Here is a 26,750-nt window from a genome sequence, read left to right as displayed (position 1 = left end):
TCTGCTGCGGGTTCGCTGTGGCTGGTCGCGCTCACCGGCGGTGGCCGCGTGTCGTGCGGTTCCGCGCCCCCGTCGAACCGCTCGCCGGCGCTGCTACGGCGCCGTCAGCGGCGTGTACGCGCCAGGCGCGCGGTCGCGGTAGAACTGCCAGCGGTCGCGGACCTCGCGCAGCCTGGCCATGTCGAGGTCGCGGACGACCAGTTCCGTCTCCTTGTCGCTCGCCACCTCGCCGACGAACCGGGCCTCGGGGTCCACGAAGTACGTGGTGCCGTAGAAGTCGTTGTCGCCCAGGTCCTCCACGCCGACCCGGTTGATGGCGCCGACGAAGTACTCGTTGGCGACCGCCGCCGCCGGCTGCTCCAACTGCCACAGGTAGCGGGAGAGTCCGCGCGAGGTGGCGGAGGGGTTGAAAACGATCTCGGCCCCGGCCAGGCCCAACGCCCGCCAGCCTTCCGGGAAGTGGCGGTCGTAGCAGATGTAGACGCCGATCCGGCCGACGGCGGTGTCGAAGACGGGCCAGCCGCTGTTGCCGGGACGGAAGTAGAACTTCTCCCAGAAGCCCTGGACCTGGGGGATGTGGGTCTTGCGGTACTTGCCGAGGTAGGAGCCGTCCGCGTCGATCACGGCGGCGGTGTTGTAGAGGACACCCGGCTGCTCCTCCTCGTACATGGGCAGCACCAGCACGATGCCCAGTTCCTTCGCCAGCGCCTGGAAGCGGCGGACGGTGGGGCCCTCGGGAACCTGCTCGGCGTACTCGTAGAACGCCTTGTCCTGCACCTGGCAGAAGTAGGGGCCGTAGAACAGCTCCTGGAAGCAGAGCACTCGTGCGCCCTGGGCGGCGGCGTCGCGGGCCGCCTGCTCGTGCACCTGGATCATGGACTCCTTGTCGCCCGTCCAGGCCGTCTGGAAGAGGGCGGCGCGGATCACTCGGCTCATCGGGACCTCCGGGTCGCTCGGTGTGCGGGGGCTTCCGACGCCCGCCCCAGAACCCTAGGAAGGCCGCGCGGCCGGTCTGAGTGGCAGCGTGTCACGTCTGCGGGGTGCGGGCGTGGCACCGTGTCACGTCTTGCCGTGGCCATGTTTCACCGTCGTTTTCGCAGGTCGTGGCATGCTTCAGCCCTGTTGCGCGTCGTGTGCGAGGAGTGCGATGTGCACGGAGGCCGCCTGTTCGAAGTCGTCCAGGTCGATCCCGAGCCGCGCCTGTATGGCCTCCAGCCGGCGGTACAGCGCGGGCCGGGAGACGTGGTGGAGCTGGGCGGTGCGGGACTTGTTGCGGCCGGTCGCCAGGTAGGTGCGCAGCACGTCCAGCAGCTCGCCCCCGCCGCCGCACAGCAGGCCGTCCAGCTCGCGTTCGGCGAAGGACTGCACCTGGGGGTCGTCGCGCAGCAGCCGGATGAGCCCGCGCAGGTGGACGTCCCGCAGCCGGACCACGGCCGGCCGGTCCACGGCGGCCCCGGCGACCGCGTCGGCCACGTGCCGGGCCTCGCGGAGCCCGGCGGGCACGTCGTCCCAGCAGGTACGCGGGTCGGCGGCGGCGACCACCGCGTCCGGCAGGCCGTGGGTCCGCAGCCGGGCGGCGAGACGGGCGGTGAGCGCCTCGGCGTCCTGGTCGCGGGCCAGGCTGAGCAGTACGGCGGTGGCACCGTCCGCCAGCTCCGCCGCCAGGCCGGTCAGGCCCAGTGTGCGCAGCACCCGGCCGAGCCCGTCGGGCTCAACACCGGGCACGACGAGCGGCACGAAGGTTCGCCGGTTGACGGGGAGTCCGGCCGCGCGCGCCCGGGGCAGCAGGTGCCTGGCCGGCACGGTCCCGGAGGCGAGGTCGGTCAGCAGGCCGTGCGCGGACTGCTCCTCCCAGGTGCGGCCCGCGGCGCCGCCGAGCATCCGGTGCAGCACCAGCGCCTCGGCGGCCCGGTCGGCGAGCAGGCGCCCGGTGGCGGAGTCGCCCCGGTAGCCGCACAGCAGCAGCCGGCCCCAGCGTTCCCCGCGCCCGCCCAGCTCGGCGCGCACCCAGCCGTCGCCCTCGCCGCCTCCCCCGGTGCCTGAGACGCCTGGATGGTGCCCCCACGCCTGGCGGGCGATGCGCTCCCAGTCGCGCAGCACGTCGTCCACGGAGGACCGCTCCCCCGCCGTGGCGAGTGCCCTGTGCGCGAGATTGGCGAGGACGACCGGGCACCCGGAGTGCTGCGCGACCTCGTCCAGCAGCCGTTGCAGCGGGGCGCCGGAGGTGATCAGCGCGGTGAGGCTCGTCCGGACGGTCTCGGAGAGGCTCACGGCGGCGAACTTCCGCCGGAGGAGACGGGACTGGACCTCTTCGGTGAGTTCGGCGAACGGGAAGGGCCGGTGCAGCACGACCAGCGGCAGTCCGCACCGCTCGGCGGCCCGGCGCATCACCTCGGGCGGCGCCGGGAAGGCCCGGCCGAGCCCGAGGACGACGGCGGCGGCCTCCGCCCGGTGCAGCGACTGGATGTACGCGGCCTGCCCGGCCTCGTCCCCGGCGAGCAGCACCCCGGTGGTGAGCACCATCTCGCCGCCGGTCAGCATCACCCCCACGTCGGCGGCCTCGGCCACGTGCACCCAGCGCACCGCCCGGTCGAGCCCTTCGGCCCCGGCCACCACCTCGGGCTCCCCGGCGAGCACCCGCTCCAGCGTGAGCACCTGCCGGACGGACAGGGCGGGTTCCTCCGGCCGGGACGCGTGCCGGAAGTCCGAGGTCGTCGTCATCCGCAGTACCTCGTCTCTCGTACGTGCTTCTCAGCTCTCGTACGTGCTCCTCAGCGCGTTCCCGAGGATCGCCGCGCCTTCCTCGGCCTCCGCGACGGTGAGCGTCAGCGGCGGGGCGATGCGCAGGGCGCTGGTGTCGTGACCGCCGCCCTTGCCGATGAGCAGGCCGTTCCTGCGGGCCGCCTCCAGGACGGCGGCGGCCGCGGCCGGGTCGGCCTCGTCGGTGCCCGGCTTCACCAGTTCGACGCCGATCATCAGCCCCCGGCCGCGCACTTCGCGGACGCCGGGCAGCCGCGCCGTTACCCCGCGCAGCAGCTCGATGAGCAGGCCGCCGACCCGGCGGGCGTTGCCCTGGAGGTCGTGTTCGAGGTGGTGGCCGAGGTTGGCGAGCCCGGCGGCCATCGTGATCTGGGTGCCGCCGAAGGTGGAGATGCTGCTGGCGTCGACGCAGTTCATGATCTCGGCGCGGGCGATCACCCCGCCGATGGACATGCCGTTGCCGATGCCCTTGGCGAAGGTGACGATGTCCGGCGGACCGTTGCGGTCGTGCGCCTGCCAGCCCCAGAAGTGATCGCCGGTGCGGCCCCAGCCGGTCTGGACCTCGTCGGAGATCCACAGGATGCCGTGCTCGTCGAGGACTTCCCTGAACGCCGCGTACAGGCCGTCCGGTGGGGAGGTGAAGCCGCCGACGCCCTGGATGGGTTCGGCGATCAGCGCGACCGGCGGGCGGGTCTGGCCCAGGAGGTCGCGCAGGTCGGCCACGCAGGCGTCGACGAAGGCCCGGTCGTCCAGGCCGGCGTAGGGGCCCCTGGTGCGGACGCCGCCGTGCACGTACAGGGTCTGGAGCGGGGAGAGGGAGGTCGTGGACCAGGTGCGGTTGCCGGTCATGCCGACCGCGCCGAAGGACCGGCCGTGGTAGCTGTTGCGCATCGCCACCACGGTGTTGCCCTGCCGGTAGGTGGTGGCGAGCAGCATGGCCGTGTCGTTGGCCTCGGTGCCGGAGGTGGTGAAGAAGACCCGCGCGTCCGGGATACCGCTCACCATGGCGACGCGCTCGGCCAGTTCGACCATCGGGCGGTTGAGGTAGAGCGTCGAGGAGTGGATGATCCGCCCGGCCTGCTCGGTCACCGCCTTGGTGACCTCGGGCAGTGCGTGCGCGGTCATGGTGGTGAGGATGCCGCCGAAGAAGTCCAGGTAGCGGTTGCCCTGGGCGTCCCAGACGTGCCGCCCCTCGCCGTGGGTGATCTCCAGCGGGTCGTCGTAGTAGAGCGCGAGCCACTCGGGCATGACGCACCTGTGGCGGGCGTACAGGTCGTTCACGGTTTCACCAGCCCCTCGTAGGCGTCGGGGCGGCGGTCGCGGTAGAACGCCCACTGCTTCCGGACCTCTTCGATGAGGTCGAAGTCCAGGTCGCGGACGAGGAGTTCCTCGGTCTTGTCGTCCCCGACGTCGCCGACGAACCGGCCGCGCGGGTCGACGAAGTACGAGGTGCCGTAGAAGTCGTTGTCGCCGTACTCCTCCTGGCCGACCCGGTTGATGGCGGCGACGAAGTACTCGTTGGCGACGGCCGCGGCGGGCTGTTCCAACTGCCAGAGGTGGGCGGAGAGTCCGCGGTGCGTGGCGGACGGGTTGTAGACCAGCTGGGCGCCGTTGAGCCCCAATTGCCGCCAGCCCTCGGGGAAGTGGCGGTCGTAGCAGATGTACACGCCGACCCTGCCGACCGCCGTGTCGAAGACGGGCCAGCCGAGGTTGCCGGGTTTGAAGTAGTACTTCTCCCAGAAGCCCTTGACCTGCGGGATGTGGTGCTTGCGGTACTTGCCGAGGCAGGAACCGTCCGCGTCGATCACGGCGGCGGTGTTGTAGTAGAACCCGGAGCCGTCGATCTCGAAGACCGGCGCGACGATCACCATGCCCGTCTCCCGGGCCAGCTCCCGCATCCGGGTCACGGTCGGTCCGTCCGGTACGGGTTCCGCCCACCGGTAGTGCTCGGGCTCCTGCACCTGGCAGAAGTACGGGGCGTTGAAGACCTCCTGGAAACCGATGATCTTCGCGCCCTGGCGTGCGGCCTCGCGGGCGTGCTCCTCGTGCTTCTCGATCATGGACTCGGTGTCGCCGGTCCAGGCGGCCTGAACCAGTGCGGCACGTACGACGTTGGCCATGAGCTGCTCCTTCGACGCGGCGTCCGAGCCTCTACGCCCGTAGAAACGGGCCGTAGAGGGACGAAAGTAAGCCTCATGGACGCCCTTGCCAAGACCATCGCCGCCAACCCGCTGATTCGGTCCCGATTCACACCCCTGCGGGTGAGCGGGGTGCCGGTCAGGGGGTGGCCCCGGCGGCGCGGAGCGCCTGGATGAGGGCCCGGTGGTGGTCCTCGAAGAGGTGCCGGGCGGTCTCCAGGAGAAGCGGGGTGAGGCGGTCCGGGTCCGGAGCGGCGAGACGGGCGGCGTGGGTCGTTCCGCCATCGACCGGCTCCCGCCCGCTCGCCGGCATCGCGGGAGCGAGGCGACACCAGCGGCGCCGCGGGCCCGCTGCGCACAGTGCGCGCGATGGCTCAGACCGGCACCAGCGCGCAGCGGAGGACCAGCTCGTCCATGGAGAGCCCGAGCGTCCGCGCCAGCGCCGCCACGGTGAAGAAGGCGGGGGTCGGCGCCCGGCCGGTCTCGATCTTGCGGAGGGTCTCGGCGGAGATGCCGGCCACCGCGGCGACCTCGGTCATGCTCCGCGGGCCGCGGGCCTCGCGCAGCAGCCGGCCGAGCCGCTCGCCACGCTCGCGCTCTTCGGGGGTCAAGGGGGTGCGCACCATGACACCCATTCTAATACCGGTATAGTAATTGGCATGGTTGAACTCAAGACGGATGCGTCCATCGACGCCATGCACACGGCCGGCCAGGTCGTCGGCCGGGCCCTGACCGCGGTACGGGAAGCCGCGGACGTGGGCGTGAGCCTGCGGGAGCTGGACGAGGTCGCCCGAGCCGTCCTGCGCGAGGCGGGCGCGACCTCGCCCTTCCTCGGCTACCGGCCCTCCTTCGCACCCACCCCCTTCCCGGCGGTGATCTGCGCCTCGGTGAACGACGCGATCGTGCACGGCATCCCGACCGGCTACCGCCTGCGCGACGGCGACCTCCTCTCGGTGGACTGCGGCGCCCTGCTGGACGGATGGGCCGGTGACTCGGCGATCAGCTTCGTGGTCGGCCGCCCGCGCCCCGAGGACCTGACCCTGATCGACACCGCCGAGCGGGCACTGGCGGCCGGGATCGAGGCGGCCGTCGTCGGCAACCGCGTCGGCGACATCGCCCACGCCATCGGGACCGTGTGCCGCGCCGCCGGCTACGGCATCCCCGCCGACTTCGGCGGCCACGGCATCGGGCGCGAGATGCACGAGGATCCCGGCGTGCCGAACGAGGGCCGCCCCGGCCGGGGCATGCCGCTGCGGCACGGCATGGTCCTGGCGATCGAGCCGATGCTGATCGCGGGCGGCCGGGACGGATACCACCCCGACCCCGACGGCTGGACCCTCCGCAGCGACGACGGCTCCCGCGCGGCCCATGCCGAGCACACCGTGGCCGTCACGGCCGCGGGCCCGCGCATCCTGACGGCCCGCGAGCCGGTGCGGCAGGACGCGGGGGCGTAGGGACTTCCGCTTGGATCAGGCCGGACTCGCGGAGTCCGGTCCGAACGAAAGACCTCGGGTCCGGGGTGCGGCGAAGCCTGCGGGTGCCCTTCCCCCGTCAGCGTGCCATCGTTGCAAGAGCGGCCGATCCGGGGTACCCGGCCGCTCCGCACGCGTCGTCTGCGAAGGACGGAAACGATGACCAGCGGCTACATCGGCCCCGAGGGCGACCCCTTCGGGGAGTTCTTCTCCCGCTTCTTCGGCGGCTCCGGGAATCCGGGCCAGCCCGGCGGCCCCCGCCAGTTGGACATAGGCCGCCTGCTGAGCCAGCCCGCGCGCGAGCTGGTCAAGGGGGCCGCGCAGTACGCGGCGGAGCACGGCAGCCGGGATCTGGACACCCAGCACCTGCTGCGCGCCGCCCTGTCCAGCGAGCCCACCCGCAGTCTGCTCAGCCGGTCCGGGGCGAACCCGGACTCGATGGCCACCGAGATCGACGGCCGCGCCGGACCCGTGCAGCACCCGTCGGGCCAGGTGCCGCGGGCCGCGCTGTCCCTCACCCCGGCCGTGAAACGGGCGCTGATGGAGGCGCACGAGATGGCGCGGGCCAGCGGCGCCGGTTACATCGGCCCCGAGCACGTGCTCAGCGCCCTGGCCATGAACCCGGACTCGGCCGCCGGGCACATCCTGCACGCGGCCCGGTTCAAGGCGGACCCGGCCCCGCCCGAAGCCCCGGAGCCCGCGCAGGGCCGCCAGGACCGCCCCCGGCCGACCTCCACGCCGACGCTGGACAAGTACGGGCGCGACCTGACCGAACTGGCCCGTGAGAACCGCATCGACCCGGTGATCGGCCGGGAGAAGCAGATCGAGCAGACCATCGAGGTGCTGTCCCGGCGTGGCAAGAACAACCCGGTGCTGATCGGTGACGCGGGCGTCGGCAAGACCGCCGTGGTCGAAGGGCTGGCGCAGCGCATCGCGGACGGAGACGTGCCCGAGGGTCTCGAGGGCCGCCGGGTGGTGGCGCTGGACCTGACCGCGGTGGTGGCCGGCACCCGCTACCGGGGCGACTTCGAGGAGCGCCTGAACAACATCGTGCAGGAGATCCGCGCGCACTCGGACAAGCTGGTCGTCTTCATCGACGAGATGCACACCGTGGTGGGCGCCGGTACCGGCGGCGAGGGCGGCGCCATGGACGCGGGCAACATCCTCAAGCCCGCTTTGGCCCGCGGCGAGCTGCACATCGTCGGCGCGACCACGCTGGAGGAGTTCCGGCGGATCGAGAAGGACGCGGCGCTGGCCCGCCGGTTCCAGCCGATCCAGGTGCCCGAGCCGTCCGTCAAGGACACGCTGGAGATCCTGCGCGGGTTGCGCGACCGGTACGAGGCGCACCACCAGGTCCGCTACTCCGACGAGGCGCTGGCGGCGGCCGTGGAGCTGTCCGACCGCTACCTCACCGACCGGCGGCTGCCCGACAAGGCGATCGACCTCATCGACCAGGCGGGCGCGCGGGTGCGGCTGGGCGCCCGGACCAAGGGCGCGGACGTGCGCGCGCTGGAGCGCGAGGCCGAGCAGCTGGTCCGGGACAAGGACCAGGCGGTCGCGGACGAACAGTACGAGCAGGCGACCCGGTTGCGGGACCGTATCGCCGACGTCCAGCGGCGGATCTCGGAGGCGGCCGGCGACGGGGAGGACGTCGAGGGGCAGCACCTGGAGGTGACGGCGGAGGCCGTCGCAGAGGTGGTGTCCCGGCAGACCGGGGTGCCGGTGAGCCGGCTGACCGAGGAGGAGAAGGAGCGCCTGCTCGGCCTGGCGGAGCATCTGCACGAGCGGGTGGTCGGCCAGGACGAGGCGGTCAACGTGGTCGCGGACGCCGTGCTGCGCTCCCGCGCGGGCCTGTCCAGCCCGAACCGGCCGATCGGCAGCTTCCTGTTCCTCGGTCCGACCGGGGTCGGCAAGACCGAACTGGCGCGCGCGCTGGCGGAGTCGCTGTTCGGCAGCGAGGACCGCATGGTGCGGCTCGACATGAGCGAGTACCAGGAGCGGCACACCGTCTCCCGGCTGGTCGGGGCGCCGCCCGGTTACGTCGGCCACGAGGAGGCGGGCCAGCTCACCGAGGTGGTGCGCCGGAACCCGTACTCGCTGCTGCTCCTGGACGAGGTGGAGAAGGCCCACCCGGATGTCTTCAACATCCTGCTCCAGGTGCTGGACGACGGCCGGCTGACCGACGCCCAGGGCCGGACGGTGGACTTCACCAACACGGTGATCGTGATGACCAGCAACCTGGGCTCCGACGTCATCACCCGGCGCGGTGCCGGGATCGGGTTCGGGCCCGGCGGCGCGGACGCGGACGAGGAGGCGCGGCGGGAGCAGATCCTGCGGCCGCTGCGGGAGCACTTCCGCCCGGAGTTCCTCAACCGGATCGACGAGATCGTGGTGTTCCGCCAGCTCACGCCCGAGCAACTGCGCCGGATCACCGACCTGTTGCTCAACGGCACCCGTGAGCTGTCCGGCGCTCGGGGCGTGAGCGTGGAGTTCACCGACGCGGCCGTGGACTGGCTGGCCGAGCGCGGCCATCAGCCGGAGTACGGCGCCCGTCCACTGCGCCGCACGATCCAGCGCGAGGTGGACAACCAGTTGTCGCGGCTGCTGCTGAGGGGCGCGGTGGCCGAGGGCGGCGAGGTGACGGTCGATGTGGCGGACGGGCGGCTGGACTTCCGGGTCCAGGGCCAGGAGGCCCAGCCGGCCGAGGCGCGGCGCGAGGGCGCCTGAGGCCCGCGGCGTCAGGCACCCAAGCGGTCAGCCCGTCGGGTTCACCACCATGGCGGAGCCGCCGCCGCGCCGGGTCGTCTCGGCGGCGGCCAGCCACTTGCCGTCCGGCAGGCGCTGGACGCCGGTGGCGGCGCCGATCTCCGGATTGAGCTTGAAGCTGTGCCCGAGCTGTTCCAGCCGGTCCCGCGACGCGCTGTCGTACAGGGCGGGTTCGAGTTCGGTCTGGGCGGCGTTGCGCTGGCTGGCGCGGGGCGCCGCGATGGCGTCGACCAGCGGAAGACCCCGGTCGAGGAACTCGGTGAGGGTCTGGAGCACGGTGGTGATGATGGTGGCTCCGCCGGGCGAACCGAGCGCCACCACCGGCCGGTCGTGCCGGTCCAGGACGATGGTCGGGGAGATCGAGGAGCGCGGGCGCTTGCCGGGTCCGGGCAGGTTCGGGTCGGGGACCCCGGGGCTCGCCGGGGCGAAGGAGAAGTCGGTGAGCTCGTTGTTGAGCAGGAAGCCCCGGCCGGGCACGGTGATGCCGCTGCCGCCGGTCTGCTCGATGGTCAGCGTGTAGGCGACGACGTTGCCCCACTTGTCGGAGACGGTGAGGTGGGTGGTGTTCTCGCCCTCGTACGTGGTCGGCGCGGCCTTGCCCCTGGTTCCGCAGGCGGCCGGATGACGGGGGTCGCCGGGGGCGAGCGGGCTGGTCAGCACGGCGTCGGCCTTGATCAGGCAGGCCCGCGAGTCGGCGAACCGCTGCGAGAGCAGTTGCCTGGTGGGGACGTTCTCGAAGGCGGGGTCCCCGACCCAGCGGCCCCGGTCCGCGAACGCGATCCGGCTCGCCTCGATGTACCGGTGCAGGTACTGGGTCTCGCTGGCCTTGGAGAGGTCGCTCTTCTCGAGGATGTTGAGCGCCTCGCCCACGGTGGTGCCACCGGAGGAGGAGGGCGCGATGGAGTACACCTTCAGGCCGCGGTACGAGGTGTCGGTGGGCCGCTGCGGTTTGGCGCGGTAGCTCGACAGGTCCTTGGCGGTCAGCTTGCCGGGGCGGGCGTTCCAGCCCGATGAGGGGTCGACCGGAGGTTTGTTGACGGTGGTGAGGATGTCCCGGCCCAGATCGCCCCGGTAGACGGCGTCGGCGCCCTTGCGGCCCAACTCCTCGTAGGTCCTGGCCAGATCCGGGTTCTTCAGGGTGGAGCCGACCTCGGGCAGCCTGCCGCCGGGCAGGAACAGCCGCGCGGTGTCCGGGAAGTAGCGGAACCGGGTCTCGTTGGCGGCGGTCTGGGAGCGGAAGGTGTCGTCCACGGTGAAGCCGTCGCGGGCGATGCGCTCGGCCGGCCGCAGCACCCGGGCGAGGCTGCTGGTGCCCCAACTGCGCAGCGCCGTCTGCCAGGTGGCGGGGGTGCCCGGTGTACCGACACTCAGTCCGCTGGTGACCGCGTCCGCGAAGGCCAGCGGTTTGCCGTTCTCCTGGAACAGGTCGGAGCGGGCGCTGAGCGGGGCGGTCTCGCGGCCGTCGACGGTGTGCACCGTGCGGGACCTGGCGTCGTAGTAGACGAAGTAGCCGCCTCCGCCGACGCCCGCCGAGTAGGGCTCGGTGACGCCCAGCGCGGCGGCGGTGGCCACGGCCGCGTCGACCGCGTTGCCGCCGTTGCGCAGCACCTCGATGCCGGCCGCGCTGGCGTCGGCGTCGACGCTGGAGACCGCGCCCCCGTAGCCGACCGCCACGGGCGCCTTCCCGCCCGGCCCGCCCGCCGTGGCCGGTGGGGCGGCGGCCCCCATCGAGGCGACGGCGGCCAAGGCCACCAGCATCGCCGGCTTCCGCGTACCACGACGACCCATCCGAACCTCCCGAGAGCACAGTCCGCGCAGAGTAACCAGATCCCCGAGGCCGCCGACAGTATGCCTCGGGGCCCGGGGCCCCGCATGCCGGCTCCGGCTCGCCGGCCGGGCTGACTCATATGGGCGCGCCCGTGTTGCAGGCTCGGTCAGACGGCTTGATCATCCATGGGTCAGCCGGCGACCGACAGGGACGAAGCACGTACGCGAACGGCGGCTCGGCGAGACGTATCGCAGCACGGCGGGGACCGTGCGCCGGAACAGCCTCGGGCAGCCCGGACAGGAACCCGTCGTGCTGCTGCACGGCACCCCCTTCTCCTCCTATGTGTGGCGTGACATCGCCCGGACACTCGCCCGCCACCACCAGGTGTTCGTCTGGGACATGCCCGGTTACGGCGAGTCGGAGAAGTTCAAGGGGCAGGACGTGTCCCTGGCCGTCCAGGGCGAGGGGCAGGCGGCCTCCTACCGGCAGATCGCCCAGGCCGACCAGCGCCACACCGACGAGATCCAGGAGCGGTACGGCGAGATCGCCGTCCCGGCCCTGGTGTGCTGGGGCCAGGAGGACACCTGGATCCCGCCGGTCAAGGGGCACGAGCTCGTCGCCCGCGTCCCAGGCGCCCGGCTGGAGCCCGTCGAGGGTGGACGCGTACAGCTCGGTCATGTCCGTCATGCCTACCGGCTCTCCCGGCCGGGGACGGCGCGCACGAGGTCCGCCCGTCGCCCGGCTCGGGCGGCGGGGACCACCCCCTCGGGCACCGGACCCGCTAGCATCCGGCGGCATGAACGACGACGTGCGCAACATCGTCCTGGGTGTCATAGCCGCCGGCATCAGTACCGCGATCGGATGGTCGGCCCGTACCTACCTGTGGCGGCGGAAGCTGCGGCGGAAGCAGGCGTTCTTCGGGCTGCCGGACAACTCGGAGACGCTGTTCGTCGTGAACCGGGACCCGGGGGCGACGGAGCCGGCGGTGCACCGGTTCGACGTGTTCGCGTTGCTGGAGTTGTCCGCGCTCATCAAGGACTGCGGCGCGAACACGCAGTTGATGACGCAGGACGTGTCGCACCAGGGCTTCGGTGAGCGCACGGAGTTCTGCATGGGGGGCCCGGCCTCGAACCGGCGGATGCTGGCGCACATGTCGGCGATGCTGCCGGGGGTGCGGATGAACACCGAGAAGGAGAAGGGGCCGAACCGCGGCGCGTTCCGGATCGGTACGGAGACCTACCGCATGGAGCCCGGGACGACCGAGTACGTACTGCTGGCCAAGGTCGCGGCGGGGCGGCGGACGCGGCCGGTGTTCCTGTTCTGCGGACAGCGGGCGATCACCAACCAGGCGGCGACGCGGTACCTGGCCCGCAATCACGAGCGGTTGGCGCGCAAGTACGGCTCCGGCTCGTTCGTGCTGCTGCTGAAAGTGGTCAACTCCCAGGCCTACGGTCCCGATCTCGTCGAGGTGGCCGCCGACGTCACGCGGGCGGCGCAGGCCCCGTTCCCGGAGACCGAGCAGACACCGGCCCCCGCGGCACCCGCCTCGTAGCACGCAGCCCTCTTCGACCATTGTCACCCGCACGTAACTTACCGACGGGTTACTTGGGGTAACGACAATCCACTACTGTCGGGTCACTTTCGCACCGGTACGCGTCAGGAGTGACCATGGCACCAGTACGCGGGCTTCTACGAGAGACTCGCCGGACCCAAGCGCCTCCCGCTGCGTCCCGGCGACCACGCGACCCCGGAGCTGACCGGCCTGTTCGGGGTGCCGGGCGACGTGTGGAAGGACACCGGCCGCTGGTTCGACCACTACCTCATGGGCGCGGACAACGGCGTCGACCGGGAGCAGCCCGTCCAGTTGGCGTTCCGCACCGGCGGCGGCTACGAGGGCTACCCGGACTGGAAGTCGGTCGCCGCCACCGACCGCAAGATCGCGCTGGCGGGCAGCACCACCATCCACGCCGACGTCGACTCCGGCGCGGACGGCGGGATCGTCCTGCTCTCGGGTCTCATGGACCAGGTCACCAGGCTGCCCCCGATGGCCTCCGTCCCGCTGCTCCCGCGCCGCTGGGCGGCCGTCTGGCAGTCGGAGCGGTACGGGGCGCCCCAGCGGGTGCGCGGTACCGCCAGGCTGCACACCACGCTCACCCCCACCGCCGAGAGCGGCACCTTCGTGGCCTACCTGTACGACGTGGGCCCGCTCGGCATCGGCAAGCTGGTCACCCACGCGCCCCTGACCTGGCACGGCCGTACGCCGGGCCGGCCGTTCGGGGTGGACCTGGACCTGTTCTCCACGGCCTACGACGTCCCGGCCGGGCACCGGCTGGCGCTGGTGGCCGACACGGTCGATCCGCTCTACATCGAGCACAACCCGTCCGGCGCGCGGCTGACCTTCTCCTCGCCGGAGGGCGACCCGTCGTACGTGTCGGTCCCCCTGCGCGAGCAGTGATCTCCGGCCGCCGCCGGACGAGCTTGGCCCGTGTGAACCGCCGCCCTCGTCACGGCTTCGGAGCCGTGGGTGGCTCTCCACCCGGCAGCGGCGCCCCAGGGCCGGGCGCGGCGACAGCCACGGCCTCGGTCTTGGGACTGCGCTGCTCCCGGCGGGACACCCAGACGGCGAACCACGAGAGCAGCATGCACATCCCGATGTAGATCGGCGAGATCACCATCACCACGGGGATGAACGGCAAATCGTAGTCGAGGTTCGAGGCGATGAGCTTCCCGGCGTGGAGGAACTCCTCGTAGGTGATGAGGAAGCCCAGCGAGGTGTCCTTCAGCGCGACCACCAACTGGCTGATGATCGCGGGCAACATGGCGCGTACCGCCTGCGGCACGAGCACGTAGGACATGACCTGGGTTTTTCTCATGCCGAGAGCGAACGCGGCCTCTCGCTGACCGCGTTCGACCGCGTTGACGCCGGAGCGGAAGACCTCGGCGAGCACCGAGCCGTTGTAGAGGGTCAGTCCGGCGACGAGGGCGGGCAGCGGCTGCACCTTGAGCGCCACGAAGATGAAGAAGATCATCACCAGCACGGGCATCGCGCGGAAGAACTCGACCACGAGGGTGGCCAGCCGGCGCACCGGCGCGTGGTCGGAGAGGCGTCCGGCGGCGAGCACCCCGCCGAGGGCGAGGGAGAGCACGGCGGCCAGGACGAACGCCTTGAGGGTGTTGCCGAGGCCGCGCAGCAGGAGTTCCTGGATGCCCTTGTACTCGAAGGGCGTCCACTTGGTGGCGGTGAACTGGCCGGTGGAGAAGAGCAGATAGAGCACCCAGGCGACCAGGCCCAGCAGTACGGCGGTGGACACCACCGCGTACAGCGCGTGCCGCCGCCGGGTGGCGGGACCGGGGACGTCGTAGAGCGCGGTGGTGTCGGTCGTCATCGGGCCACTCCCCACTTGCGTTCCAGCAGGTTGAACAGGGCGCTGATGGCGAGCGTGATGATCAGGTAGCCGACGGCGATCCAGACGAAGGTCCAGATGATGTTGTACCCCAGCTCGCTCAGCGTCTTGTAGGTGCCGAGCAGTTCGGTGACGCTGAAGGCGCCGGCGATGGCGGAGTTCTTGGCCAGCGCGATCAGGTTGGAGCCGATGGGCGGGATCACCGAGCGGAAGGCCTGCGGGAGCACGATCACGCCGAGGGTCTGCGCGAAGGTCATGCCGAGGCTCCGGGCCGCCTCCCCCTGCCCCTTGGGCACGGTGTTGATGCCGGAGCGCAGCGCCTCGCAGATGAACGCGGAGGTGTAGCAGCCGAGCGCGAGGACCGCGAACGCCTGGAAGGGCAGGACGAGGCCGAACCGGGGCAGGCCGAGCAGCACCGCGAAGAACAGCAGGGTGAGCGGGGTGTTGCGCAGCACGGTCACCCACACCGTGCCGAAGACCCGCAGCGAGGCGACCGGCGCGACCCGGAAGGAGGCCATCAGGAAGCCGAGCGCGAGGGCCAGCAGCGAGGCGTAGACGGTCAGTTCGACCGTGCCGAGGAACCCTTCCGCGTAGACGGCGAAGTTGTCTGTCAGTACGTTCATGGCGTCCTCGGTCAGTTCGCCGGGTAGCGGTCGATGGGCGGTGGCTTCGGCGCGGGCACGCCGGACAGGCCCAGCGTGGCGTCGTACGCCCTCTTCCAGTCGCCGTTCTTCTCGCGAGCGGCGAGGGCGTCGTCCAGGGCGAAGCGCAGGGCGTTGTCGTCGCGCGGGACGCCGATTCCGTAGGGCTCCTTGGAGAACGGCCTGCCGACGACCTTGAGTTCGCCGGGGGCCTTGGCCGCGTAGCCGATCAGGATGGCGTCGTCGGTGGTGACCGCGTCGACCTGGTAGGTGAGCAGGTTGTCGACGCACACCGAGTAGGTGTCGTAGGCGACCAGGACGGCCTTCGGATAGTCGTCCTTGATGCGCTGGTACGGGGTCGAGCCGGCCGCCGAGCAGACGCGTCGGCCGTCGAGGTCCTGGGGCCCGTGGATGTCGTCGGTGTCCTTGCGGACCAGCAGGGACTGGCCGGCCATGTAGTACGGGCCGGCGAATCCCACCAGCTTCCTGCGGTTGGCGTTGATGGTGTAGGTGCCGACGTAGTAGTCGATCTGGCCGTTCTGCAGGGCCGTCTCGCGGTTGGCGGAGGCGATGGTGCGGAAGCGGACGCTGTCGCCGGGGAAGCCGAGGGAGGCGGACAGCATCTTCGCGATCTCGATGTCGAAGCCGGAGTACCGGCCGGTCGCCGGGTCCTTCTCGCCGAGGTAGGGCTGGTCCTCCTTGGCGCCTACGACGAAGTGGCCGCGCTTCTTGGCGCGGGTCCAGGTCGGGGAGTCGGGCAGGCTGAAGTTCCGGTCGACCGAGTAGTGCGGGAGCCGGCCGGGGGCGGGGCCCTTGACGGGCGGGCTGCCGTCCTTGCCGCAGGCGGCCAGCAGGGCGAGCGGGGCGAGGAGCAGAGCGATGGCGCGGGGCGCGCGGGTGGGGCGGGACATGGGACGCACTCCCCCGGTCAGTGCTTGAGGATCTTGGAGAGGAAGTCCTTGGCCCGCTCGCTGCGGGGGGCGGTGAAGAACTCCTCGGGGCTGCGGTCCTCCACGATCCGGCCGTCGGCCATGAAGACGACGCGGTTGGCGGCGGAGCGGGCGAATCCCATCTCATGGGTGACGACGATCATGGTCATGCCCTCACGGGCGAGCTGCTGCATGACGTCCAGCACCTCGTTGATCATCTCGGGGTCGAGCGCGGAGGTGGGCTCGTCGAAGAGCAGCGCCTTGGGGTCCATGGCGAGGGCGCGGGCGATGGCCACCCGCTGCTGCTGGCCGCCGGAGAGCTGGGCGGGGTACTTGTCGGCGTGGGCGGACAGCCCGACCCGGTCGAGGAGTTCACGCGAGCGGCGGTCGGCGTCGGCCTTCTTGCGGCCGCGCACCTTGGTCTGCGCGAGGGAGACGTTCTCCAGCACCGTCTTGTGGGCGAAGAGGTTGAACGACTGGAAGACCATGCCCACTTCGGCCCGGAGCCTGGCCAGCGCCCGGCCCTCCTCGGGAAGCGGCCGCCCGTCGATCGTGATGGTGCCGGACTCGATGGTCTCCAGCCGGTTGATGGCCCGGCACAGCGTCGACTTCCCCGATCCGGAGGGGCCGATGACCACGACCACCTCCCCCTTGCCGACGGTCAGGTCGATGTCCTCAAGGACATGCAGCTCCCCGAAGTGTTTGTTGACGTCACGCAGTTCGATCAACGGATCGACGGCCATCCGCAGCCCTACTCACTCTCGCCGAGTCGTAGTGGCCGAAACTATCCAGACCGTGCCGGACCGTATGGACGACACGCACCCCGGGGCATTAGCCGTATTTACGCCCCAGTTGTGCGGCGTGGGGAGGTGCCGGGCTCACGGTTCGGCGATCTCCGCGTAGAGCTGGGACAGCTCGGGAAGGCCGCTGGCGGCCCACTGACGGCCGGGCTCGCTGACCTCGAACTCCCGGCCGGAGGCGAGCCGCAGAACCGGCTCTCCGTCCCGCCTGATGCGCCAGAGGGCACCGGGTACGGTGCGCACGACCACGGTGCCGAGGTAGAGCCCGGCGTCGTTGCCCAGCCAGGGAAGGGTCTCGGGGTCGTCTCGCCAGAGCGGGACGAGCTGGTCCAGCGCCTCCAGGGAGGCCGGGGTGTCGTCCAGGCGGACGCCCGCCCGGTCCGCCTGGAAGCGCAGCAGTTCGCACTCGGACAGCAGCGCGGCGATGGCCTCGGGGTCGGCCGGGAGCGCCGCGTCACCGCTCTTGCCGTGCCGGGGGCCCAGGAACGGGATGTTCATGCACCCCAGCGTGGCATCAGACGTCCAGGTCGACCACCACCGGCGCGTGATCGGACGCGCCCTTGCCCTTGCGCTCCTCGCGGTCGACGTAGGCGTCCTTGACCGCGCCGGCGAACGGGCCGTTGCCGTAGACCAGGTCGATGCGCATGCCCCGGTTCTTGGGGAAGCAGAGCTGGCGGTAGTCCCAGTACGTGAAGGGGTGGTCGTACTTCAGCGGGCGGGGCACCACGTCGCTCAGGCCGGTCTCGCGCAGCGCGGCGAGGGCGGCACGCTCGGCGGAGGTGACATGGGTGGCGCCCTCGAAGGCGGCGCGGTCGTACACGTCGTCGTCGGCCGGGGCGATGTTGTAGTCACCGAGGACGGCGAAGGGGCGGCCGCCCGCCGCGTCCCCGGCGACGGCCGTCCGCAGGGCGTCCAGCCACTGGAGCTTGTACGCGTAGTGCGGGTGGCCGACCTCGCGGCCGTTGGGCACGTACACCGACCAGACGCGGACCGGGCCGCAGGTGGCCGCGACGGCGCGGGGCTCCTGGGCCCCCTCGTAGCCGGGGTCGCCCGGCAGGCCCTTGGCCACGTCCTCCAGGCCGACGCGGGAGAGCACCGCCACGCCGTTCCACCGGCCGGTGGCGTGGACCGCCGACTCGTAGCCCAGCTCGCGCAGGGCTTCGACCGGGAACTGCTCCTCGGCGACCTTGGCCTCCTGGAGGCAGAGCACGTCGGTGCCGCTGCTCTCCAGCCAGGCCAGCAGCCTCGGGAGACGGGCGGTGATCGAGTTCACGTTCCAGGTGGCGATACGCATGTCCCACAACCTACCGGCCGGGTGTGACAGCCGGCCTCACAGCTCGGCGGAGGCCCCCGGCGCCAGGCGCAGGTGCTCGGCGTCGGCGAGGCCGCCGATCTGGCGGTCGTAGATCGGGCGGGCCAGGTCGGTGAGCAGGGCGTCGTGGACGTCGTAGGCCCGGCGGGGCTTGACCTCGCGAACGTAATCGATCACCTCGGAGATCTTGTTCCACGGCGCCATCACCGGGAGCATCAGGGTCTCCACGGCCTGGCCGGGGACGGTGAGGGCGTCGCCGGGGTGGAAGACCTTGCCGCCGTCGATCAGGAAGCCGACGTTGGTGACACGGGGGATGTCCGGGTGGATCACGGCGTGCAGCTCGCCGTGGACCTGCACGTCGAAGCCAGCGGCGGTGAAGGTGTCGCCGTGGCCGACGGTGTGCACCCGGCCGGGGAAGGCGGCCGTGAGCCGGCCGGCGACCGACTCGAGGGTCCAGATCCCGGCCTCCGGGTTCGCCTCCAGCGCGGCGCGCAGCCGGCCCTCGTCGAAGTGGTCCGGGTGCTCGTGGGTGACGAGGACGGCGTCGGCGCCGGCCGCCGCGTCCGGCTCGCTGAAGTTGCCGGGGTCGATGACGAGCGTCCGGCCGTCCTTCTCCAGGCGGACGCAGGCGTGGGACTTCTTGGTGAACCTCATGTGTCTTCCCGTCCTGGTCGTCGGGCCGCTCTCCGTCTCCATCGTGCCGCCTCGGACGGCCGGGGGCCTCACTCGGCGGGCGTGGTCTCCTCGCGGATGACCTGCCGGGCCACGCGGAAGGCTCTGTTCGCCGCCGGGACACCACAGTAGACGGCGGCCTGGAGCAGCACCTCCTTGATCTCCTGCGGGGTGAGCCCGTTGCGGAGTGCCGCGCGGGTGTGGACGGCCAGGTCCTCCAGGTGCCCGCCCGCGACCAGCGCGGTGAGCGTGACACAGCTGCGGGACTTGCGGTCCAGGCCCGGCCGGTCCCAGACCTCGCCCCAGGCGTAGCGGGTGACCAGTTCCTCGAAGTCGCCGGAGAACTCGTCGGCTCGCGCGAGCACCCCTTCGACGTGCGCGTCGCCCAGCACCTCGCGGCGGATCTTGAGGCCCGTCTCGTACCGTTCCGGCGGGGCGACCGGCTGCGACGGCTCGGCGGCGGCCGCGATCTCGGCGACCGGCCCGCCGCGCGGCGGCGCGGCGGGGGCGGGGACGGGGGCCGGGGTGGGCATGGCGACCGGCGCGGGGCCGGCCGGCGCCTTGACGGGCGCGGCGGCGGCCGGGAGGGCGGTCTGGCCGGTGTCGAAGGGCTGCTGCCAGGCGGTGGAGAAGTGGCGGACCAGCAGGTCGGTGACGGCGGCGGGCTGCTCGACGGGTACCAGGTGGGAGGCGCCGGGCACGACCGCGAGCCGGGCGTCGCGGATGCCGGCGACCAGCGTGCGGGCCTCGGCGGGACCGGTGACCTGGTCCTCCGAGCCGACCAGCACCAGCGTGGGCACCCCGATACGGCCCAGCTCCGCGCGTACGTCGAAGGCGGCGAGCGCCTCGCAGGCGGCGATGTAGCAGCCGGGGTCGGTGGTGCGGACCATCTGCACCGCCCACTCGGTGATCGCGGGCTGCGCGGCGGCGAAGCCCCCGGTGAACCAGCGGTCCGGCGCGCTTCGCGCGATCGGGTCGAGCCCGTTCGTGCGTACGATCACGCCGCGCTGACGGAACTCGTCCGGCGTGCCGAACCGCGGCGACGCGGCGACCAGGGCGAGCGAGGCGAGCCGCTCGGGGTGGCGCAGGGCCAGCTCGATGCCGACGGCCCCGCCGAGGGCGCAGCCCGCGTAGCCGAAGCGCTGCACGCCGAGGCCGTCCAGGGTGGTCAGCAGGCGCGTGGCCAGCTCCGCGACGGAGCCGGCCGGGTGGGCGGGGGCGCCGCCGTGGCCCGGCAGATCGAAGCGCAGGACCCGCCACTGCTTGGCCAGTTCCGGCACCTGGCGGTCGAACATGTGCCAGGTGGTGCCCAGGGAGGGGCCCAGGATGAGCACGGGGGCGTCTTCCGGGCCGTCGAACCGGTACTGAAGGGCGGGGGTCGTCTTCTCACTCACCGGACCACGCTAACCGCCCGGACGGCCCCCTCGGGCCGGGGGGCCCGGTGCGTGGCGGGGGGCTCCCCGGAAAGCGCGGCGAACTCTCACACGGTCTTCACGGCGGTCGTGCGGCGGGCGCGCCGCGCTCAGGGGGCGGCCGGTATGTCCAAGGTGGTGAGGGCGGAGACCGGGTCGAGGCCGGGTGCGCCGCGCGGCCACCAGTCGTCGTGGCCGGGCTCCGACTCGTACGCGTACCACAGGCCGTCCTGGCCCAGGCGGAGTTGGACGTGGCCCGCCGGGTGGGTGAGCTGGTTGCGCCAGGGGCGGAAGGCGGGCAGGCCGGCGGCGAGCAGCAGCGGGCGGGCCCGGTCGAAGCGGCCGGCCGGCGGGTCCCAGGACTCCTCCAGCACGGTGAGCCCCGCGAGGCCGCCCTGCCGCCACGCGGCGACAGCGCGGGCCAGCTCGGCGGGGGTGCGGTCCGCGGCGGCGGCCAGCTTGGCGTAGAGGCCGCGGGTGGCGGCGGTCAGGCCGGAGCCGGGGCGGGAGGCGGCCAGGCGCACCGCGTCCTGCCACAGCGTCAGCCCGCCCACCGGGTCGCGGCCGGTGGTGAGCAGCGCGTGCGCGCGGGCGGCGGCTTCGGTGGCCAACTGGTCCAGCGCGAACGGGTCGGGACCGCCCGGCGCCGCCGGGTACGCGGGGGGCGCCTCGGGGTGCGCCGGCGAGGGCAGCGGGGCCGGGAGCGGGGGCAGGGGGCGTCCGGCGAGCGCCTCGGACGCGCGCACGCCGGGCAGCGCGGCCGGGCCCCGCTCCCGTGCGGCACGGGCCGCGCTCGCGGCGCTGCGCCGGGAGAGCGTGTCCAGCAGTTCCCGCTCGCCCCGGCCCCGCAGCAGGAGCAGGACGAACGGATCGGCGTCCAGCAGGCGGGCCGTCTGGTAGCAGAGCGCGGCCGCGTGCTTGCAGGGACGGCCGGAGTCGGGACAGCTGCACTGCGGGATCAGGTCGCCGGGGCCGGGCAGCAGCGGCACCCCCCGGTCGGCCAGCGTGTGCGGCAGCTCCTTGTCGAGCAGCGCGGCGATGTCGGCCGGGCTGTCCACCGCCGCCTCCAGCAGGCGCTCCCAGTCCTCCTCGCCCAGCCTCCGCAGCCGCAACTGCACCCGGTACGGGCGCGGGCGGCTTCCCCGCACGTACGCCAGCACCAGTCCCGGTGTCAGGGTGATCGCGTCCACATGGCCGGCGTCCGCGTAACCGCGTCCACGGGCCAGCCGGCGGGCGTCCAGCGCGGTGTTCTCCAGGGCGTCGACCCATGCCTGGCCCCACCAGGTGGTGGCGAACTCCCGCGGCTCGGGGCGGGGGGCGAACGGAGGGAAGGTGCGGCGGAGTTCGTTGTCCCGGTGGGGGGTGGCCATGGAGGAGGGGTGGTGGGCGGGGGCGGCTTGGCCGGGGGTGCGGGACGGGGTGGTGGCGGGCGCGGGCGGGGCGGGGGCGTGCTCGGTGGCGGGTTCCGGGGTGCCGGTGCGCGGCGGGGCCCCGGCCTCGGGGTCGTCGGCGAGGTCGGGCATGCGGAAGGCGGTGCTGAGGAAGTTCCTCATGTCGCGGGCAGCTTGGGCGTGGGCGGAGCGGCCCTCGGCGGGCGCGGGGCTCGGGGTGGTCCTCCGGGGGCGCCGCTCTGTCCGGTCGGTCTCCCGGCGGGCGGCGCGGAGTGCTTCGCGGGCCGCGTCGCCGGGGCGGGGGCTGGTGGGAGCCGGCTCGGGGGCGGGCGGGGCGGCCGGTTCACCGGGACCGGCCCCGGCCTCTTCCGGCGCCGCCTCCCCTTCACGCCGAGCCGCTACGGCAGCCCGCAGCGCGGCCCGGGCGGCCTCACCGGGCCGGGCCTCGGACACCGCCCCCGGCTCCGGGCCGTCGGCCGGTCCGGGACCTGCCTCGGCAGGCTCCCCCGAGGCACCCGCCCGAGCCGCGCGCAGCGCCTCGCGGGCCTCCTCCGCCGGGGTCCGCTCCCCGGCACTCACGCCGGCCTCCGCAGAGACACGAGGTCGGTCAGCTCGCGGTCGGTCAGCTCGGTGAGGGCCGCTTCGCCGGAGCCGAGGACCGCGTCGGCCAGGGCGCGCTTGGCGGTGAGCATGTCGGCGATGCGGTCCTCGACGGTGCCCTCGGTGACGAGGCGGTGGACCTGGACGGGCTGGGTCTGCCCGATGCGGTACGCGCGGTCGGTGGCCTGCTCCTCGACGGCGGGGTTCCACCAGCGGTCGAAGTGGACGACGTGTCCCGCGCGGGTGAGGTTCAGCCCTGTGCCCGCGGCCTTGAGGGAGAGCACCAGGACCGGGATGCCGCCGGACTGGAAGCGGTCCACCATCCGCTCCCGCTCGGGCACCGGAGTACCGCCGTGCAGGAGGTCGACGGGGATCGCGCGGTCGGCCAGGTGGGCGGTGATGAGCCGGGCCATGCCGACGTACTGGGTGAAGACCAGGACCGAGCCGTCCTCGGCGAGGACGGTGTCCAGCAGCTCGTCCAGCAGGGCGAGCTTGCCGGAGCGCGCGGGGAGCCGGCCGGGGCGGGGCTCCTCCTTGAGGTAGAGCGCCGGGTGGTCGCAGATCTGCTTGAGGGCCCCGAGCAGCTTGAGCACGAGGCCCCGGCGGGCGATGCCGTCCGCCTCCTCGATGGCGAGCATCGACTCGCGCACCACGGCCTCGTACAGCGCGGCCTGTTCGCGGCTGAGGGGGACCGGGTGGTCGGTCTCGGTCTTGGGCGGGAGTTCGGGCACGATGCCGGGGTCGGACTTCTTGCGGCGCAGCATGAACGGCCGCACGAGGCGCGCCAGCCGCTCCACCGCCTCGGCGTCCTCGCCGTTCTCCACTGCCCGCGCGTGCCGGGCACGGAAGGACTTCAGGGGGCCGAGCAGGCCGGGCGTGGTCCAGTCGAGCAGGGCCCACAGCTCGGAGAGGTTGTTCTCCACCGGGGTGCCGGTGAGCGCCACACGCGCGGGGGTCCTGATCGTGCGCAGCGCCTTCGCGGTGGCGGAGTACGGGTTCTTCACGTGCTGGGCCTCGTCCGCGACGACCATGCCCCAGGGCTGCCCGGCGAGCTGCTCGGCGGCGGAGCGCATGGTGCCGTAGGTGGTGAGGACGAAGCCCCCGGTGAGGCCGTCGAGGCTGCGGTCGGCGCCGTGGAAGCGGCGGACGGGGACACCGGGCGCGAAGCGGTTGATCTCGCGCTGCCAGTTGCCCAGCAGGGAGGCGGGGCAGACCACCAGGGTCGGCTCGGGGCGGGCGCGCTTGAGGTGCAGGGCGATGAGGGTGATCGTCTTCCCGAGTCCCATGTCGTCGGCGAGGCAGCCGCCGAGCCCGAGTGAGGTCATCAGGTCGAGCCAGGCGAGGCCGCGCAACTGGTAGTCGCGCAGGGTCGCGTCGAGCCCGGCGGGCGGCTCGGCCGGGGCGATGCCCGCCGTGAGCCGGTCGCGCAGCGCCGCGAGGGCGCCGGTCGGTACGGCCTCCACGGTCTCGCCGTCCACCTCGGCGGTGCCGGTGAGGGCGACGGCGAGCGCGTCGACCGGGTCGAGCAGCCCCAGCTCGCGTTTGCGGGCCTTGCGCACCAGGGCGGGGTCGACCAGGACCCAGCGGTCCCGGAGCCGGACGACAGGGCGGTGGGCCTCGGCGAGGGCGTCCATCTCGGCCTCGGTGAGCGGGTCGTCGCCGAGCGCCAGCTGCCAGCGGAAGCCGAGCAGTTCCCCGCTCTCGAAGAACCCGGTCCCGTCGGTCGCCGAGCCGGGGGCGGTGCGGATCTCGGCGGTGGCGGCGAGGTCGCTCGCCAGGTCGCGGGGCCAGTGCACGGCGACCCCGGCGGCGGCGAGCCGGCTCGCGGCGACGCCGAGCAGGTCGGTGACCTCCTCCTCGGACAGGGCGAGCACGTCGGGCACGTCCTGTTCGGCGAGCCGGTCCAGCGGCGCCCACACCCGCGCGGCGCGCCGGACGGCGAGGGCGGCGTCCACGCGCGCGCGGGGCCCGAAGGCGTCCGCCTCCCCGGCCCACACGGCCGCCGCGTCGGCGACCAGGGTGGGGTCGGCCAGGCTGTGGACCTGGACGACGGCGGCACCGGCCGCCCGCGTCCGCTCGTCGTCACCGGTGTCGAAGACGCTGTACCCGGACAGGTCCAGGCGCAGCGAGACGCGTACGCCCGCGTCCATGCCCGCGGCCACCTCGGCGGCCCAGTTTTGGGCGCCGGGCAGGGGCTGGGGCTCACGGGCGGCGAAGGGGCGTCCGTCGGTGTACGGGGCGGCGGGGGTGCGGGGCAGGGTGTCCGCGACGGCGTCCAGGAAGGCGCGGACCAGGGCCTCGGGCTCGGGCAGGGTCAGCGGTCCGGCGCAGGGCAGCGGCACGGCGTGGCCCTCCGGCGGCATCGCGGCGGCCACCGCGCGCAGGTGCGCGATGTCACCGGGCTCCAGTGGCCCGGCACGCCAGGCGTCGTGTCCGCCCGGGGTGAGCCCGGGCAGCAGCCGTCCCCGCGCGGTCAGGCGCAGCGCGTGCAGTGCGGCGGCCCCCCAGCAGGCGGTGGCGGGGTGCGCGGCCGGGTCGTGCCGGGCGCGGACCAGCAGCGGCAGGACGTCGGCGAGGGGCAGGGTGAGCGCGGGCACCTGACGGCGCCGTACGCCCGCGCCGTGCGGCCGTACGACGGTCAGCTCGTCGGTGGCGTCCGGGAGGGGCCCGCCCTCGGGGTCCCAGAAGGCGATGCGGGCCTCGCGCGGGAGGGACGCGGGCAGGAACACGCAGGCGAGGCGTGCCGGGACGGTGTCCTCGGCCCACGGGGGAACCGTCGCCGTAACCGTGCCGTCACTCATGTGTCCTGTCACCTCCCGTCCCTGTCGGATGAACCGTGTCCGACTGTACGGGCGGGGTCTGACAACGGGTTTCCCGGCGAGGTCAGGGCACCGTGCGGCTGACCACGTAGACCGTCGGAAAGACCGGGTCGGCCGTGTTCACGACCACGTCCTGGGTGGGAGCCGGGTTCTTCTGCTTGTGGGTGAAGCCGGACCAGACGCCGGGGCCGGTGAGGTCCCAGCCGGAGATCTGGCGGTCGCGGGCGCCGATGGTGACGGCGCCCTGCCTCAGCTGGTCGCGGCGGATGCCGAGGGTGCCGAGGAAGCTGTCCAGGCCCGCGGCGTTGGTGCGGAACCGCACGTACAGGCGGCTGGTCTTCCAGTTGTTGGTCTCGTAGTAGGCGAGCCGGTCGGCGGGGTGCGGTACGGGCACCTGGTAGAGGCGGCGCTGCACCTTGGAGGGCCAGCCGGGGGTGAGGCCGGTGGCGGAGTACTTCGCTTCCTTGTCCTTGCCGCTGTCCCGGCTCTGGTTGGCGGAGATCACCAGGTAGCCGGCCGGTACGCCGGTGAGCAGCAGGATGATCAGCAGGGTGAGGGCGCGGCGCTTGACGCGGTGCCGCGGGTCCTCCCCCGCCGGGTGCGGCGTGGCCGGGGGGGCCGCCTGGTGCGGAAGCGAGGTGGTCATGCGGTGTCCCGGTCCCGGCGGCCCTGGGTGTACCGCTCGAAGCGTTCGTGGCGCTCCACCCGGCGGCGCTTGGCGCGGCGGAACCGGCGGGCGACCAGCCGGGCCAGGTCCGCGGCGCCGACCATGCCGGCCTCGGGGCCGAGCTGGGCGCGGGTGATGCGGGCCTCGGGGCGGTAGCCGCGGCCGGTGAGGTGGCGTTTGAAGGCGTCCCGCGCGGGGCCGATGAGCAGGTCGTCGGCCGCGCTGACCCCGCCGCCGATGACGAAGCAGGAGGGGTCGAGGGCGGCGGCGAGGTTGGCGATGCCGACGCCGAGCCACTGGCCGATGTCCTGGAGCAGCTCGATGCACATGGCGTCGCCCTCGCGGGCCAGCTCGGTGATCATCGGGCCGGTGATGTCGCCGACACTGCCCTTGACGTGCTCGATGATCCCGTAGGCGACCGGAGAGTCGGCGGCGGCCAGCTCCCGCGCCTCGCGGACCAGGGCGTTGCCGGAGCTGTACTGCTCCCAGCAGCCGCGGTTGCCGCAGGGGCACCGGTGTCCGCCGGGCACGACCTGCATGTGGCCGAACTCGCCGGCGACCCCGAACTTGCCCCGCTTGACCTGGCCGTCCTCCAGGATGGCGCCGCCGATGCCGGTGCCGAGGGTGATCATCACCAGGTGGTCCTCGCCACGCCCGGCGCCGAAGCGCCACTCGGCCCAGGCCGCGGTGTTGGCGTCGTTGTCCACCAGGACGGGCACGGACAGCCGGGCGGCGAGGCGGTCGCGCAGCGGCTCGTTGCGCCAGGACAGGTGGGGCGCGAACAGCACGCGGTTGCGGTCGGCGTCGACCCAGCCCGCCGCGCCGATCCCCACGGCGTGCACGTCGTGCCGGTCGGAGAGGTCCAGCACGAGTTCGGCGATGGTGTCCTCGACGACCTGGGGGCTCTTGGACTTGTCCGGGGTCTCCGCGCGGAGCTTCTCCAGGATGTTGCCGTCGGCGTCCACGACGCCCGCCATGACCTTGGTGCCGCCGATGTCGATCCCGACCGTGGGCACGCGGGGCGCGGTCAGGTGGGAGCGGCGCTCCCGGGTGCCCACCGTGCGCAGGGCGGGGGCGCGGCGGGAGCCGATGGGGGCGGGGAGGTCGCGGTAGGTGCTCATCGGGCTCGATTGTGCCTCACGCTCACGCCGGGCGCGGCGCTGTCGGGGGCGGAGCCGCGAATCGCCGCGGCTCCGCGC

General features: G+C 73.1%; 22 protein-coding genes and 2 pseudogenes. 5 read left to right on the top strand and 19 right to left on the bottom strand.

The features are described from left to right. Positions 1-93: 93 nt before the first annotated feature. From ACWCV3_RS11760 to ACWCV3_RS11735, 6 genes are all read right to left on the bottom strand, one after another. On the bottom strand, positions 94-936 hold the full coding sequence (locus ACWCV3_RS11760; protein WP_451222021.1) for a nitrilase-related carbon-nitrogen hydrolase: 843 nt from the start codon (positions 934-936) through the stop codon (positions 94-96). 177 nt (positions 937-1,113) lie between these two features. Beyond that, positions 1,114-2,721: a PucR family transcriptional regulator gene (locus ACWCV3_RS11755; protein WP_451222019.1), complete on the bottom strand. Its 1,608-nt coding sequence runs from the start codon at positions 2,719-2,721 to the stop codon at positions 1,114-1,116. 30 nt (positions 2,722-2,751) lie between these two features. Further along, positions 2,752-4,008, bottom strand: a complete 1,257-nt coding sequence (locus ACWCV3_RS11750) for an aspartate aminotransferase family protein (protein ID WP_451222052.1) — start codon at positions 4,006-4,008, stop codon at positions 2,752-2,754. Between the two features lie 29 nt (positions 4,009-4,037). Further along, the gene (locus tag ACWCV3_RS11745; protein ID WP_451222017.1) at positions 4,038-4,880 is read right to left on the bottom strand and encodes a nitrilase-related carbon-nitrogen hydrolase; all 843 of its coding nucleotides are present in this window, start codon (positions 4,878-4,880) and stop codon (positions 4,038-4,040) included. A gap of 157 nt (positions 4,881-5,037) precedes the next feature. Beyond that, the gene (locus ACWCV3_RS11740; protein ID WP_451222015.1) at positions 5,038-5,211 is read right to left on the bottom strand and encodes a hypothetical protein; all 174 of its coding nucleotides are present in this window, start codon (positions 5,209-5,211) and stop codon (positions 5,038-5,040) included. Positions 5,212-5,272: 61 nt separating this feature from the next. After that, positions 5,273-5,524, bottom strand: coding sequence for a helix-turn-helix domain-containing protein (locus tag ACWCV3_RS11735; RefSeq protein WP_451222013.1), 252 nt, complete (start codon positions 5,522-5,524; stop codon positions 5,273-5,275). A gap of 33 nt (positions 5,525-5,557) precedes the next feature. Here ACWCV3_RS11735 and map point away from each other — a divergent pair, with 33 nt between their 5' ends. Next, complete coding sequence (map, locus tag ACWCV3_RS11730; protein ID WP_451222011.1) at positions 5,558-6,352, top strand: type I methionyl aminopeptidase; 795 nt, start codon at positions 5,558-5,560, stop codon at positions 6,350-6,352. A 177-nt stretch (positions 6,353-6,529) separates the two neighbouring features. Next, the gene (locus ACWCV3_RS11725; protein ID WP_451222009.1) at positions 6,530-9,097 is read left to right on the top strand and encodes an ATP-dependent Clp protease ATP-binding subunit; all 2,568 of its coding nucleotides are present in this window, start codon (positions 6,530-6,532) and stop codon (positions 9,095-9,097) included. A gap of 27 nt (positions 9,098-9,124) precedes the next feature. Here ACWCV3_RS11725 and ggt read toward each other — a convergent pair whose 3' ends face one another. Beyond that, positions 9,125-10,894: a gamma-glutamyltransferase gene (gene ggt, locus ACWCV3_RS11720; protein WP_451222007.1), complete on the bottom strand. Its 1,770-nt coding sequence runs from the start codon at positions 10,892-10,894 to the stop codon at positions 9,125-9,127. Positions 10,895-11,171: 277 nt separating this feature from the next. Between ggt and ACWCV3_RS11715 the strand changes: the two are divergent. The 3 genes and pseudogenes from ACWCV3_RS11715 to ACWCV3_RS11705 form a co-directional block, all read left to right on the top strand. Beyond that, positions 11,172-11,561, top strand: a pseudogene (locus ACWCV3_RS11715) (alpha/beta fold hydrolase); the annotation flags it as partial. A gap of 139 nt (positions 11,562-11,700) precedes the next feature. Continuing rightward, the gene (locus ACWCV3_RS11710) at positions 11,701-12,456 is read left to right on the top strand and encodes a hypothetical protein (protein WP_451222005.1); all 756 of its coding nucleotides are present in this window, start codon (positions 11,701-11,703) and stop codon (positions 12,454-12,456) included. Positions 12,457-12,570: 114 nt separating this feature from the next. Further along, positions 12,571-13,359, top strand: a pseudogene (locus tag ACWCV3_RS11705) (CocE/NonD family hydrolase C-terminal non-catalytic domain-containing protein); the annotation flags it as partial. Between the two features lie 49 nt (positions 13,360-13,408). Here ACWCV3_RS11705 and ACWCV3_RS11700 read toward each other — a convergent pair. From ACWCV3_RS11700 to ACWCV3_RS11645, 12 genes are all read right to left on the bottom strand, one after another. Continuing rightward, positions 13,409-14,290 (bottom strand): amino acid ABC transporter permease, encoded by an 882-nt coding sequence (locus ACWCV3_RS11700; RefSeq protein WP_451222003.1) that lies wholly within the window; start codon positions 14,288-14,290, stop codon positions 13,409-13,411. Then, positions 14,287-14,931: an amino acid ABC transporter permease gene (locus tag ACWCV3_RS11695; protein ID WP_451222001.1), complete on the bottom strand. Its 645-nt coding sequence runs from the start codon at positions 14,929-14,931 to the stop codon at positions 14,287-14,289. The genes ACWCV3_RS11700 and ACWCV3_RS11695 overlap by 4 nt, the downstream gene beginning before the upstream one ends. A gap of 11 nt (positions 14,932-14,942) precedes the next feature. Next, positions 14,943-15,860 (bottom strand): glutamate ABC transporter substrate-binding protein, encoded by a 918-nt coding sequence (locus ACWCV3_RS11690; protein ID WP_451221999.1) that lies wholly within the window; start codon positions 15,858-15,860, stop codon positions 14,943-14,945. 17 nt (positions 15,861-15,877) lie between these two features. Next, positions 15,878-16,621, bottom strand: a complete 744-nt coding sequence (locus ACWCV3_RS11685; protein WP_451221997.1) for an amino acid ABC transporter ATP-binding protein — start codon at positions 16,619-16,621, stop codon at positions 15,878-15,880. A gap of 135 nt (positions 16,622-16,756) precedes the next feature. Then, entirely contained in the window at positions 16,757-17,176 is a 420-nt protein-coding gene (locus tag ACWCV3_RS11680) for a DUF6278 family protein (protein ID WP_451221995.1), read from the bottom strand. Between the two features lie 16 nt (positions 17,177-17,192). Next, entirely contained in the window at positions 17,193-17,972 is a 780-nt protein-coding gene (locus ACWCV3_RS11675) for an exodeoxyribonuclease III (protein ID WP_451221993.1), read from the bottom strand. Between the two features lie 36 nt (positions 17,973-18,008). After that, positions 18,009-18,644 (bottom strand): MBL fold metallo-hydrolase, encoded by a 636-nt coding sequence (locus ACWCV3_RS11670; RefSeq protein WP_451221991.1) that lies wholly within the window; start codon positions 18,642-18,644, stop codon positions 18,009-18,011. A 68-nt stretch (positions 18,645-18,712) separates the two neighbouring features. Then, a complete protein-coding gene (pcaDC, locus tag ACWCV3_RS11665; RefSeq protein WP_451221989.1) occupies positions 18,713-20,056 on the bottom strand; it encodes a bifunctional 3-oxoadipate enol-lactonase/4-carboxymuconolactone decarboxylase PcaDC in 1,344 nt (447 codons plus the stop codon). A 128-nt stretch (positions 20,057-20,184) separates the two neighbouring features. Beyond that, positions 20,185-22,044 carry an SWIM zinc finger family protein gene (locus tag ACWCV3_RS11660; protein WP_451221987.1) on the bottom strand — a complete coding sequence of 620 codons (1,860 nt, stop codon included), beginning with the start codon at positions 22,042-22,044 and terminating at the stop codon, positions 20,185-20,187. Then, positions 22,041-24,866 (bottom strand): SNF2-related protein, encoded by a 2,826-nt coding sequence (locus ACWCV3_RS11655; protein WP_451221985.1) that lies wholly within the window; start codon positions 24,864-24,866, stop codon positions 22,041-22,043. The genes ACWCV3_RS11660 and ACWCV3_RS11655 overlap by 4 nt, the downstream gene beginning before the upstream one ends. A gap of 82 nt (positions 24,867-24,948) precedes the next feature. Further along, entirely contained in the window at positions 24,949-25,530 is a 582-nt protein-coding gene (locus tag ACWCV3_RS11650) for a sugar kinase (RefSeq protein ID WP_451221983.1), read from the bottom strand. Continuing rightward, on the bottom strand, positions 25,527-26,672 hold the full coding sequence (locus tag ACWCV3_RS11645; protein ID WP_451221981.1) for an ROK family glucokinase: 1,146 nt from the start codon (positions 26,670-26,672) through the stop codon (positions 25,527-25,529). The genes ACWCV3_RS11650 and ACWCV3_RS11645 overlap by 4 nt, the downstream gene beginning before the upstream one ends. Positions 26,673-26,750 lie beyond the last annotated feature (78 nt).

Source organism: Streptomyces sp. NPDC001781, assembly GCF_053596035.1.
Note: the sequence above shows the minus strand (reverse complement) of the source record. Positions and strands in the feature narration are given on the sequence as shown.